This is a genomic window from Enterococcus sp. 3G1_DIV0629, from assembly GCF_002141285.1.
Classification (GTDB): domain Bacteria; phylum Bacillota; class Bacilli; order Lactobacillales; family Enterococcaceae; genus Enterococcus_B; species Enterococcus_B lactis.
This window is the reverse complement of record NZ_NGLI01000002.1, coordinates 152,291-164,549: the sequence shown is the minus strand read 5'-3', so window position 1 is coordinate 164,549 and position 12,259 is coordinate 152,291. Positions and strand designations below refer to the sequence as shown.

Sequence of the window (12,259 nt, the reverse complement as noted above, 5' to 3'; positions counted from 1 at the left end):
TTATTGGAGGCGCATCATGGATTTTTTACGTAAATTCGGTTTTTTCTTTTTACTATTAGGCGTGTTGAGTGATTTTTTGACTCCGTACGTATTAGGATTGTATTATCCTGAATTAGATCAAATGAAGAGTGTGATCAGTGTATTTGGAGAGGTTTCCAGTCCTGTAAGAAAGGCGTTTCTTATTTGGTCAGTGGTTTCAGGGATTTTTTTCATCCTGTCATTGCCTGCATTGTATGCTGCATTTGTAAGTACATCTCGTGTGTTAGCTACCCTAGTTACAGCATCTATCGGTTTTTATGGTATAGGTGATTGTATCTTTACAGGTTTGTTCAGTATCAATACCCATGAATCTTCGTGGAATGTCTCGACATGGGTCCATAATATCGGATCAGGTTTAGGTTATAGTGGTTTTTTATTGTTTCCAGTTCTTCTTTTCTTGATCTATCGAAAAAATGGGCAAATGGACGTAAGCCACTTATACCTTGGACTGTCTGTGATCAGTTTGCTTTTTGCGGCGATTTATGGTCTGGCAAGAATTCCTTCTATAAATTCTTGGCCATTACTGAATAAAATAGGATTTTGCCAAAGAATCAGTTTTTTCTTTAATTATGTGCCCATTGCCTGGTTGAGTATCTTGCATCTCAAACAGTAAAACTTGAGCCGTCAAATTGGACAGTCAGCGGACATTTCGTCCGTTGGCTGTTTTTTTGTTTTTCTGAAATAAAGTTCCATAAATTTCTTGTAGAGCTTCTGTTTTAGCGTATATTAACTGAGAAAGAGTAGTGTATGATTTCTCAGGTTATTTTAATCTTTTATTTGGTCTAGTTCTCCTTATAAGAAAAAATTATAGTGAATATAGAAGGTGATGGAAATGAGTGTAATACAATATCAAGAAAGCAAACTTCGAAGAGTAGCGATCCTGAACAGACTGTCCAATTTCGAGCATGTAAGTTACCAGCAACTTTCTGAAGAATATTATGTTTCCAGAAGCAGTATCGCAAATGATATTTCTTACATCAAATATGTATTTGCGAAAGAAGGGTTGAATCTCAGTTTTGATCGTTTCGGGACATATTTTGAAGGAAATGAAATACAGGTTCAGAAGGTACTAAAGCGTATGATCCTGAATCATTTTGATGAATTGGAGATCGTAAGAGAAATAGTGGATCGAAAGCTTCTAGCAATAGTCGAACGATCTTTTCGCGAGAGCATTGCAGACAAGCAAATTGAGATACCAGAAAGCTACTTTTCAAGTATCATTGTTTCGATCTTATTGATGATCCAGCGTTCAAGAGAAGGGAAGAAAATCAGTTTAAAAGGTAAAAATCAATATGGAAAGTATTTTTTAGAATTTAACAAATATCCCCTCATTTGTGAATTGCTGCATCAGTTAGAGGAACAGCGTATTTACCAATTTTCGCAAGAAGAAGTACAGTATTTGACTTATGTTATTGTGGGAAGTGGTTTACGCTTTTTCATGAAAAATGAAACGATCCCTTTAGTATTTCGAGAAAAAATCCGGCAATTGATCCAAAAAGTGAGTAGAGGCATTCAGATAGATCTTACCCAAGATAGTCGTTTAGAAGAAGATCTGCTTGTACATCTGTATCAGCTGCTTTTACGTATTGAGGCTCAAACGACCATCGTAAATCCTTTGATAGATGAGATAAAACAAAATTATCCTTCTTTGTATGGTGTTGTCTGGTTTGCGTTAAATGATTTTCGCTGGCCTTATCAAGTAAGCTTGTCCGAAGATGAAGTAGGTTTTGTAGCTATCCATTTCCAAGCAGCAATCGAGCGTGTCAAACGATTAAATAGACTCTTATTCGTATGCCCCAATGGCATGGGAACCAGTTCATTTGTTTCTGCAAAAATCAGAAGAATCTTACCTGATATCGATAGTATCGAAACAGCATCTGTCGATAAATTGAACAGACTAGATTTGTTTGACGTAGATTTGATTATCTCCACTGTCGATATACCTAAACAAATTAGACCAGTAGTAAGAATCTCGCCAATGGTTACTGCTAGAGATATGAAACGTATCATGAATCATTATATCGATCTGGTCATAGATAACGAACAAATAAACATCGAAGGCTCGATATCTGAAAAAGTGAAACATCTTATTTCCTCTAATGTCTATTTTGATCACTTTGATTCAAAAGAAGCTGCTATCCGTTTTTTGGTTGATCAGCAACAGTTTGAGAATGAAGATTCGAAACAGCGATTTCTCCACTCTATTTTTGAACGTGAGGAAATCCAATCAACATACTTGGAGAATGGTTTTGCTATTCCTCATGGCAATCCTAATGTTGTTAAACAAACTTCGGTTGCTGTATTGATAGCAGACAAGCCATTTTCATGGGGATATCAAAAGGCAGATATCGTTGTTCTGCTAATGATCCGAGAAGAAGATGTGAAAGAAGTCGAACCTGTGATGAAAATGGTCATGCAAGGAATAGAGGATAAAAATTGGTTTATTTCAAAAATGTTGGAGGTCAGAGAATGAGTACTATCAATAAATTGCTGCCGAAAAATCAAATCCAAGTAATAGAAACGGCTGAAAATTGGATGAAAGCAGTCGAAATCGCTAGTAATCCATTATTAAAAAATAAAATGATAACGCATACGTATTTAGAAAATATGATCAGAAGTGTAGAAGAAAATGGACCATATATGGTGTTGGCTGATTATTTTGCGCTGATGCACGCAAAACCAGGTCTTGGAGTAAACGAGCAAAGTATGAGTCTTTTAGTCGTAAAAGATGCCGTGGATATGAAAGGGAAACCAATCCATATTTTTTTGGTTTTAGCTGCCAAAAACCACGAAAGCCATCTGGAGAGATTAAAAGATATCATGGAAATATTTATGGACAATGAAAAGTATCAAACGATTTTATCAGGAAATAAAGAAACAATCATTCAGTTATTTGCATAAGGAGGAAGAAAAATGAAAATTTTAGCAGTATGTGGATTTGGTGTAGGGAGTTCTATGGTTTTGAAAATGTCTCTTGATAAAGTAATTAAGGAGCTTGGTTTAAAGGCAACAGTGGAAAATACAGATTTATCCACTGCCAAAGCAACGATGGCAGATGTTTATTTTACAAGTCATGAATTACTTCCAGAACTAAAAGCTTCTGTAAAAGCGCCTGTTTATCCTATTAAAAAGTATATGGATACTTCAGAAATAAAGGCGCAATTGGAACAATATCTAGCTGATAAGGGGGAATAAAAGAATGAATTTCATTAGTGAACACATCTTGAAGAATCCGCCCGTCTTGTTAGGTTTGATTGCGATGCTCGGGCTGATCATCCAGCGAAAATCATTTTCAGAAACGGTTAAGGGAGCTTTGACCGCTGCATTTGGTATGGTTGCTTTGACCGCCGGAGTCAATATGCTGGTCGGAACGATTTCTCCAATCAATATAGCTGTCCAAACACAGTTGGGTGTAGAAGTGACAGAAGGACTATCTGATGTGACGTTTACTGCAGAATATGGCGGGACGGTCGGATTAGCTATGTTTTTAGGATTGATTATCCATTTATTGATTGCTCGGTTTACACCTGTGAAGACGATCTTTTTAACAGGTCATATGCTTTGGTGGTTTCCTTTCGTATTTGTAGCAGCTGGTGTGGAAGCAGGACTGTCAGGGGGAGCATTGATTGGAATCAGCGGGATTTTATCGGCTTGTTATTGGTCTTTCATGCCGTGGATCATGCGCAAATATGTCTGGGATGCTACGGGAGATGATTCTTTCCTGATTGGTCATCCAACGGGTGTTTTGTCTTTAGTTTCAGGATTTGTAGCAAAACGAGTAGGAAATAAAGAAAAATCGACAGAAGATATCAAAGTACCTGAGAATCTTTCATTTTTCCGAGAAATCTCAATTACAGGTGCACTCGTCATGTTCTTGATGAATACCGTAGTTGGGATCATCGCACCTGTTTTGATACCAGAAGGGGATAATCTCCTGATGTTTTCGATTGAAGCAGGGTTGAATTTTGGTGCAGGACTACTCATTATGCTATATGGTGTCCGACTACTGATCAATCAAATCATTCCAGCGTTTCAAGGGATTGCAGAAAAAGTCGTACCGGGAGCGAAACCAGCATTTGATGTGCCTATTTTATTCAATTATCGACCAAATGCAGTGATTATCGGTTTTATCGTGGCAATGATCACTTCTACGATTTTAGTTGTTTTGGCGAATTCATTCCATCTATTCGGCGTGTTGCTTGTGCCATTAGTAATCACAAGTTTCTTTGAATGTGGTGGTGCAGCAGTCATCGGTGAAGGTCAAGGTGGCTTTCGTGGAGCGGTTGTCGGAACAATCGCAGCTTCATTTGTCATGGTCGTATTAGCTGGTTTTTCAGCTATTGTTTTTAGTACGACGATCCAAAGCTGGATATTGATTTTCGGCGGAAATGATTTGTCGTTATGGGGAATGATCGGTAGAGGATTCAGCGGTTTGTTTGGAGGGTTCTAGATGTTCAAATATATGGATAAAATCAAACAGTTATTAGATTTGGTTGAAAAGGAAGAAAAAAAGTCAATCAAAGAAGCAATCGATGTATTGACCCAAGCGAATCTGCAAAAAAGTTCGGTCTATATTTTTGGTGCTAGTCATGCTGGTATCTTAGCGGAAGAGATGTATTATCGGGCAGGTGGGATGATGACCATCAATGCTATCTTTGGACGAGAAGTAATGCTAGATCGTTCCCCTATCACCTTTACCAGTCAAATGGAACGTTTAGAAGGATATGGAACGAATTTAGCAAAAACAGTTTCATTTAAAGATCAAGATGTATTGATCCTTCACTCAGTATCGGGAAGAAACCCAATCATTATTGATTTAGCGTTAGCTGCCAAAGCGAAGGGCGTAAAAATCATTAGTTTGACGAATGTCCAATATTCACGATCGGTGACTAGTCGTCATTCATCAGGGAAACGATTGTTTGAGGTTTCTGATATAGTTATCGATAACCATGGGGATATAGGAGATGCTTGCTGTGAGCTGACAGGTATCGTACAAAAAGCCGGTCCTTCCTCTACTGTAATCGGTGCAGCCATCCTCAATACGATCATCGTGGAAGTTTGCGAACAGCTTATTGCAAATGGGATAAAACATCCTCCTATATTTTATTCGGCGAATTTAGACGGGGGCGATCTGCGAAACGCAGAATTATATGAGGAATATAAAGAAGTGATTCATTATGAATTCATGTAATTCATAATGGCAATTTATCTTTTAGAATATAAGTGAAATAAAATGGGACTGCGACAAAAGTATTGTCACAGTCCCTTATTCCGAACAAAGGGTGTTCCAGAAGTATCTTTTGGAAATAAACCCAAATTTCTTGAAGTTGCCCACTTCTGACACAATTTCTTGAATTATTTAAAAGGAAATCGTTTTTTCAAGATAATAGTGAATAAGAAGATGATCCATCCAACGATAGTGAGTATCCAACCTGTCATTAAACCAGGTGTATGATAGATCAGTTTGATTTGATGATTACCTGGATTGAGGAGTAATCCTGTATACATATAATTCGATTGGATAATTGGTATTTTCTTTCCGTTATCATAAGCAGTCCATCCTTTTTCATAAGGGATGGTTAATAAAAGCAGTTTTTCTTTTTCCAGATTTAGTTCACCAGATACTTCATTTGCCGAAAAATGAACATTCTGAAGTGTGTTTTCCCTTAATTTAGCTATTTCCGTACTTAATTGACTATAGTCACGCGTATATAACTCAATAGAATCAAATGTATAGACTCCTTGATTTCTAAAGCTGACTTGAATAGTTTGATTAGGTTGCACTGCCCCTAAATTAAGTAAGGAATTTTTGATCCCTACGTACCATCCTTGATATTGATTTCGAAAATTAAACTCTTTTGACAGTTGTCCATAAGTTACTTTTAAATACGTGGCAGTCTCAGTTGGAAGAAATAATCCTGGTTGTGTATTAGGATAATTTATTCCCTTAAACCGTAGAAACAAATAATTATTTGTCAAATCAGATGGAGCGTCTACAGAGAACGTAACAGTTGCATTGTTCTTAGAAACGATATACTGATTTCCTTTTATCTCTACTCCATCCGTTTGCTGTATATGATCGTTCAGTTTTTTGATTCCTTTATCGGTAATCTGATTTTTCTTTAGACCAGAGATATCTTTATTTACAATAACACTTTTTGTCATACTATCCATAATAGCTAATGAACTAGTTTGAGTATCATTTTGTTTGATATAGGAATCGTACGTATAGCCAAAAGGTAGGAAATTTGTATTCTGATAGATTTCTACATCTTGACCATTTTTATTGATTGTTTGTAAATAAGTATAACCAAAAGGAACATCTTGATTAGTGTCAGTTTTTAGTTTTGCGTAATATTTGCTATTTGCTAAAGTGCCCAATTCTGCACGACTATCTAGCCCATAATATTCATAGTCACTGTTGATATTGTTCTCAATAGACTTATTGAAGGAAAAAATATTTTTATTTGCTAAACTAAAATAAAAATTCGTACTATTTATTCCCCTTAACAAAGCATTGTTTTCTTCGGAACGAGGATTTCCAGTTTTAGACAATTCATACCGAGACCAGTCAGTATCTTTATTGATAATATCTGAGATAGCTGAACTTTTTGGTGCCCAATAATCATTTTCTACGATATTTTTATCAGTATAACTGTTAATGATAAGGGGATTGATTTTGATATTTGTTTGAAAGGCTCCATAAACTAGAGCATTCAAAAATACCAGTATACTCAACGCGATTTTTGTTTTTTTTGAATTAGCAAACAATAAAAAGATAGTTGAATAGAGCAACAGGAAGATCAAACCGATATAAGGCGGTACATTTCGCTTATAGTTTGCAAAAGTGAAAAGGATAAAGAAAAAGAAAACAATAGAAGAAATATGCACAAACCGTTTTCTTTTTGATAAATCAGTTGCGGATTCAACTAAAACAGGTAAGTATTTTGCTGTTAGAAAAGCCCAAAAGAATGCATAACCAAACATCCAACGATTCGTGCTATAAGAGAATCCGTTGAAAAGACTACCAAAAAATGGAAAGAATAAGAAAATAGTCAACAAGCTAATGGCAAAAAGATCAAGTCTTGCAAAATTACTTTTTTGCTTAGAACGATATAAAATAACGGATAATACAAAAATGATGATTGGGAAAAAGGCTGTGACAGTTGAGGCTTCTCCTCCGTAAACTGGTGAAATAAAGTTTTTCACAAAATTCAAATAAAATGATTTCGTGTAAAAAGGTAAGAGCGTTGAATGAATCTCCCCGCGTCCAGCATTGAAAAATTGATTAATTACGGGAATGAAAATAACGGAGCCCATCATTATTCCTAATACGTAACTACCAATAGATTTGAATAAAAGAGAAAACAACACTTTATAGTCTTTTAAAGTATAAAGTTCAAAATATCTGTAAACAGCGTATAAAAAGATTAAGATAGAAAGCATATAAAAGAAATAAAAGTTGCTGATAACAGAAATGAAAATCATAAACGTAAAGAGTTTATATCCTCTTTTCTCGAAGATATACTCAAGCCCCAAACATAGCAATGGTAGATAAATCATCGGATTGATGAAGTAAGGGTGTTTCCAAGCAGAACTTAGTACGAAACCAGAGAATACATAAATGAATGTGGCGATAAAAGTTTGATAGTTGGCCATTTTCTTATATCGAAGAAAGATCGATATAGAGATTCCGGAAAAGAAAATGCGTAACATGATTGCTAATGAAAAGGCAAATTCTGCATACTTTGGTTTAGCAAATACTGCTAATAGTGAAAAAGGATCACCAATGATATAGTAATGTAATGTTCCTAAAATATCTTGACCATAACCAATACTAAAATCATAAGTTGGGATAGAAAAGTTATGATCAATCAAAATATTTTTGATTATTTCCCGAATATATTCGCCAAAATAAACAAATGAAACAAAGTGTTGGGATTGACCATCCCATAGCTCAACAGGGGCTTTTCCAGCAATAGGCCACCACATATAAAGACTAACGATAACGACCCATAAGCAGATGCTTAAAATAGAATAGTAAGTGAAAGCATCTTTTTTTAACAGTTTTTTCAAAACAAGTTCCTCCGATAATAGATTAAAGAATATATATCAAGTATAGACAATGAGAATTAGGAAAACTAGCATTATTTTAAAATGAGTATCTGAAAATCAAGGAGACATCAATAGTTTGCAAGCTACGCTATTTAGATTATGTTATACTCATGAAGCAAATAAATTGTAACTGATCATAAAGGAGTTAAATAAATATGAGAAACATCAAGTTGACAATCGAATATGACGGAAAAAGATATTCAGGCTGGCAAAGACTTGGAGATGACGATAAAACCATCCAAGGGAAAATCGAAAAAGTGTTGCATCAGATGACAAATGAAGAGATAGAAATTATTGGATCAGGAAGAACAGACGCCGGCACGCATGCGCGAGGACAAGTGGCAAATTTCAAAACAAACACAGAAATTGGACTGGCAGAAATGATCGACTTTATGAATCGTTACCTTCCGCGGGATATTGTCATCAAAAGAATCGAAGAAATGCCCGAGCGTTTCCATGCAAGATATAATGCGGTGGGCAAAAAATACAGCTATTATGTTTGGAACAACGTGATTCCTTCAGCATTTGAACGAAATCACAGCTTTTATTTTCCTCAAGAGTTGGATATGGATAAGCTGAATGCAGCTTGCGAAAAATTGATGGGTACACATGATTTCATTGGTTTTTCTGCATTGAAAAAATCCAAAAAATCTACGGTACGTACGATTGATGAATTATCTATCGAACGAAAGGGAGAAATGCTTCATTTTACTTTTGTCGGAGACGGATTTCTATATAAAATGGTGCGAATCATCATGGGAACATTACTAGAAATCGGTACAGGTGCCATGCCGATAGAAACAATCGATGAAATATTCGAAAGCAAAGTGCGGCAGCATGCAGGAGAAACCGTCCCTGCACAAGGTCTGTTTTTGGATGAAGTTTATTATCGTTCATAAAAAAAGAATCATCTTTACTCGACTTCTGAGAACTGGAGAACATCCCTTTTTTCAGAGGTCGTTTTTTAGTTAAACCAAACCATAGACCATAGAGTATGCTTTTTAAGATAAAGATCATCTTATATCATCTGAAGCCGCTTATCTTCTTTGAATAAATACGATTCAATCGCTTATTTCCTCACTTTATGATAAATTACAGCTAAAGTCACTAGCTTGTCTTCTTCGGAAAGGAGGAGAGTCTATGGATAAGGAACAAGTATTCATTCAAACACTTTATAATCTGATTTTAAATCCGAATACACGAGATTGGGAACGAAAAGTATTGATCCAGACAAAGAATGACATAAGAGAAAATACATCTGCTAAAGAACAGTTATCAAAACTAGAAGCAACACTACGTCCATTAGCTATCCGAATGAATCTAACGCCTGACGTAATGGATTTTTATTTATTGCTTACAGAAGGATTTGACACGCAGCAAAAATATGACTTTTCCAAGCATGCTATGCAAGATGCTGACTATCAAGAACGTGCAGTATTTGCAGGGGGATGTTTCTGGTGTATGGTCGAGCCGTTTGAATCGAAAAAAGGGATCCTATCTGTTTTGTCAGGATACACGGGCGGACATGTTGAAAAACCAAATTATGATCAAGTGAGCGGTGGCTACACAGGTCACATGGAAGCTGTGGAGATCATTTATGATACGAGAGAGATAAGTTATAGCGATTTATTGACAATCTATTGGCAAATAACTGATCCCACAGATGCCTTTGGACAATTTCAAGATAGAGGGAAGCAGTACCGTCCGGTGATTTTTTATCAAGGCGAACGTCAGAAAAAATTAGCGGAGCAATCGAAACAGGAACTAGTCAGTTCAGGAACGTTCCACCAACCAATCGTCACAAAAATTGAACCAGCTAGTACGTTTTGGCCAGCAGAAAATTATCATCAGCAATTTTACAAAAAACAACCGAAACGCTATAAAAAAATTCAGCAAGCACGTAAGCAATTTCTGATTTATCAACGAATAAAAAACAAATGGTAAAAAAATACAAGAAAAAAACATTTTGACTAACTCCTTTTCTTTAAAATGTAGTAAACTAAAAGCAGAATAAAAGAAAGCGTTTTAAAAATGGTAAGGAGGAGAAAATTTGTATATTGCAGATAGTGCACGTTATGAAAAAATGGAATATCGTAAATCCGGTCATTCAGGTTTGAAATTACCGATTTTATCTCTCGGATTATGGCAAAATTTTGGTGATTATGATCCTATCCATAACCAAAGAGAGATTTTAAGAGGCGCATTCGACATGGGAATTACCCATTTCGACCTTGCGAATAATTATGGAGGCCCTGCTGGAGCTGCAGAGAAAAATTTTGGGCGTATTTTTAGAGAAGATTTTCAAGCCTACCGTGATGAACTGATTATTTCTAGCAAAGCAGGTTATCATATGTGGGAAGGTCCATACGGAGAGTGGGGCTCTCGTAAATCTATCATTTCAAGTTGTGATCAGAGTCTCCAAAGAATGGGACTAGATTATGTCGACATCTTCTATCATCATCGTCCAGACCCTGATACACCTTTGGAAGAAACAGCAGAAGCATTGATGCAACTTGTAAGACAAGGAAAAGCATTATATATTGGTATATCCAACTATAATGGAGAAGATACCAAAAAAATGACTGAAATTTTAAAAAGAAAAGAAGCACCGTTCATTATTCATCAGATGCGCTACAATATGTTTTCTCGTGAACTACTAGAAGACGACTTATCTCCAGTATTAGAAGAAGAAGGTCTAGGAGCAATCACGTTCAGCCCGCTTGCCCAAGGTTTGCTGACAAATCGTTATCTGCATGGGATTCCTGAGGATTCTAGAGCACATCGTAAGGAAATACCATTCCTTTCAGAAGAACAAGTTGGATCAACTCTGGAAAAAATCAAAGCACTGCAGACAATCGCCGTATCACGAGGGCAATCATTAGCGCAAATGGCCCTTGCATGGAATTTGCGACAAAAATCTGTTACGAGTGTACTGGTTGGCGCAAGTCGGTTAAGTCAGTTACAAGAAAGTGTTCGAATGATGGATAATTTAGATTTCTCACCAGAGGAAGAATTGAAAATAGACCAAATTCTAGAATAGAAACGATGTAATCAAATTTTTTATCCATCTATCAAAAAATGAACAAAAAATGTCATCAAGAATCGAATGAAGATCATCTATTATTGAACATCATACGTTTTGTCGTTCAAAATAAAAATGATCGAAGGCTAGGAGTGAATTTTATCCTAGTCTTTTTTTATGGTAAATAGCTTCGTTTGTATATCCATGAACGGATTAATCGATTGTTTATACAAAAAATCATCAGATGATTCAAACGTGTTATAATAATTACGAAAAAATACATCAGATGAAAAGGAGGTATGTGGTTTGGAAGAAAATAAAACCCTAGTAGAAGTAACCACGGACAAGATTCTTAGATATTTAAAGGAAAAGCAGTTGCAAGTAGGAGATAAATTGCCGAATGAATATGAGTTGTCCGATTATTTAGAGGTAGGACGCAGCACGGTGCGAGAAGCTGTCCGAGCGCTTGCTTCTAGGAATATTCTTGAAGTTCGGCAAGGGGCGGGGACATTTGTCAGTGATAAGCGAGGGATTGCTAATGATCCGCTCGGTTTTTCTTTGATTGAAGATCAGGACCGGATGATACGAGACTTGTTTGAGCTGAGATATTTACTGGAGCCAAAGATGGCAGGGTTAGCGGCGGAATATGCAACGAAAAATCAAATTAGCCGAATGAAAAGCTTAACGCAAAAGATTGAAACGTCTTTTCGAGAAGGTACACAAGATCATGTTCAATTAGACATCGATTTTCATACGACGATTGCAGAAGCTAGCGGAAACGTAGCGTTACTGCATATCATTCCGATCATTAATGAATCGATTGCTTTATTTAACAAAAATTATGATATCCAGCATTTGAAAATCGAGACGATCGATATCCACACAGAAATCGTTCAGGCTATCGAGAGGCGGAATGTACTTGCGGCATTTGATGCGATGACTGTCCATATGGCAACAAATCGGAGAGAATTACAGAAAATAATTGGGAAGAAAGAAACTAATTGACAGTTCATCTGATGTATTTTATGATAAATACATCAGATGAATTTTTGTTTTATATTTGGTAAAACGGACAAGCAAATA

General features: G+C 36.1%; 11 protein-coding genes. 10 read left to right on the top strand and 1 reads right to left on the bottom strand.

What is annotated here, in order from left to right:
- The first annotated feature begins 16 nt into the window (after window positions 1-16).
- The 6 genes from A5816_RS09560 (at window position 17) to A5816_RS09535 (ending at window position 5,230) form a co-directional block, all read left to right on the top strand.
- A complete protein-coding gene (locus A5816_RS09560) occupies window positions 17-652 on the top strand; it encodes a DUF998 domain-containing protein (protein ID WP_086311232.1) in 636 nt (211 codons plus the stop codon).
- 219 nt (window positions 653-871) lie between these two features.
- Window positions 872-2,512: a PRD domain-containing protein gene (locus A5816_RS09555; RefSeq protein WP_086311231.1), complete on the top strand. Its 1,641-nt coding sequence runs from the start codon at window positions 872-874 to the stop codon at window positions 2,510-2,512.
- Window positions 2,509-2,940: a PTS sugar transporter subunit IIA gene (locus A5816_RS09550; RefSeq protein WP_002292322.1), complete on the top strand. Its 432-nt coding sequence runs from the start codon at window positions 2,509-2,511 to the stop codon at window positions 2,938-2,940. Before A5816_RS09555 ends, A5816_RS09550 begins: the two co-directional genes overlap by 4 nt.
- Before the next feature lie 12 nt (window positions 2,941-2,952).
- Window positions 2,953-3,234: a PTS sugar transporter subunit IIB gene (locus A5816_RS09545; RefSeq protein WP_002292323.1), complete on the top strand. Its 282-nt coding sequence runs from the start codon at window positions 2,953-2,955 to the stop codon at window positions 3,232-3,234.
- A gap of 4 nt (window positions 3,235-3,238) precedes the next feature.
- Window positions 3,239-4,489: a PTS ascorbate transporter subunit IIC gene (locus A5816_RS09540; RefSeq protein WP_086311230.1), complete on the top strand. Its 1,251-nt coding sequence runs from the start codon at window positions 3,239-3,241 to the stop codon at window positions 4,487-4,489.
- Window positions 4,490-5,230, top strand: coding sequence for a sugar isomerase domain-containing protein (locus A5816_RS09535; RefSeq protein WP_002375142.1), 741 nt, complete (start codon window positions 4,490-4,492; stop codon window positions 5,228-5,230). It begins immediately after the preceding gene.
- Window positions 5,231-5,394: 164 nt separating this feature from the next.
- Here the strand turns inward: A5816_RS09535 and A5816_RS09530 are convergent, their stop codons facing one another.
- Window positions 5,395-8,115, bottom strand: coding sequence for a YfhO family protein (locus A5816_RS09530; protein WP_086311229.1), 2,721 nt, complete (start codon window positions 8,113-8,115; stop codon window positions 5,395-5,397).
- Window positions 8,116-8,309: 194 nt separating this feature from the next.
- On the opposite strand from A5816_RS09530, the gene truA reads away from it, so the two are divergent.
- The 4 genes from truA (at window position 8,310) to A5816_RS09510 (ending at window position 12,181) form a co-directional block, all read left to right on the top strand.
- Window positions 8,310-9,053, top strand: coding sequence for a tRNA pseudouridine(38-40) synthase TruA (gene truA, locus A5816_RS09525; protein WP_002375139.1), 744 nt, complete (start codon window positions 8,310-8,312; stop codon window positions 9,051-9,053).
- 241 nt (window positions 9,054-9,294) lie between these two features.
- Window positions 9,295-10,098, top strand: a complete 804-nt coding sequence (gene msrA / locus A5816_RS09520; protein WP_086311228.1) for a peptide-methionine (S)-S-oxide reductase MsrA — start codon at window positions 9,295-9,297, stop codon at window positions 10,096-10,098.
- 139 nt (window positions 10,099-10,237) lie between these two features.
- Window positions 10,238-11,194 (top strand): aldo/keto reductase, encoded by a 957-nt coding sequence (locus A5816_RS09515; RefSeq protein WP_002348342.1) that lies wholly within the window; start codon window positions 10,238-10,240, stop codon window positions 11,192-11,194.
- A 288-nt stretch (window positions 11,195-11,482) separates the two neighbouring features.
- A complete protein-coding gene (locus tag A5816_RS09510; protein WP_002316012.1) occupies window positions 11,483-12,181 on the top strand; it encodes a FadR/GntR family transcriptional regulator in 699 nt (232 codons plus the stop codon).
- The last annotated feature ends 78 nt before the right edge of the window (window positions 12,182-12,259 follow it).

What these genes read in the sequence shown, in the direction of transcription:
- A5816_RS09555 (WP_086311231.1), top strand. Translation starts at nt 872, where the DNA reads ATGAGTGTAATACAATATCAAGAAAGCAAACTTCGAAGAGTAGCGATC.
- msrA (WP_086311228.1), top strand. Translation starts at nt 9,295, where the DNA reads ATGGATAAGGAACAAGTATTCATTCAAACACTTTATAATCTGATTTTA.
- A5816_RS09535 (WP_002375142.1), top strand. Translation starts at nt 4,490, where the DNA reads ATGTTCAAATATATGGATAAAATCAAACAGTTATTAGATTTGGTTGAA.
- A5816_RS09560 (WP_086311232.1), top strand. Translation starts at nt 17, where the DNA reads ATGGATTTTTTACGTAAATTCGGTTTTTTCTTTTTACTATTAGGCGTG.
- truA (WP_002375139.1), top strand. Translation starts at nt 8,310, where the DNA reads ATGAGAAACATCAAGTTGACAATCGAATATGACGGAAAAAGATATTCA.
- A5816_RS09515 (WP_002348342.1), top strand. Translation starts at nt 10,238, where the DNA reads ATGGAATATCGTAAATCCGGTCATTCAGGTTTGAAATTACCGATTTTA.
- A5816_RS09550 (WP_002292322.1), top strand. Translation starts at nt 2,509, where the DNA reads ATGAGTACTATCAATAAATTGCTGCCGAAAAATCAAATCCAAGTAATA.
- A5816_RS09540 (WP_086311230.1), top strand. Translation starts at nt 3,239, where the DNA reads ATGAATTTCATTAGTGAACACATCTTGAAGAATCCGCCCGTCTTGTTA.
- A5816_RS09545 (WP_002292323.1), top strand. Translation starts at nt 2,953, where the DNA reads ATGAAAATTTTAGCAGTATGTGGATTTGGTGTAGGGAGTTCTATGGTT.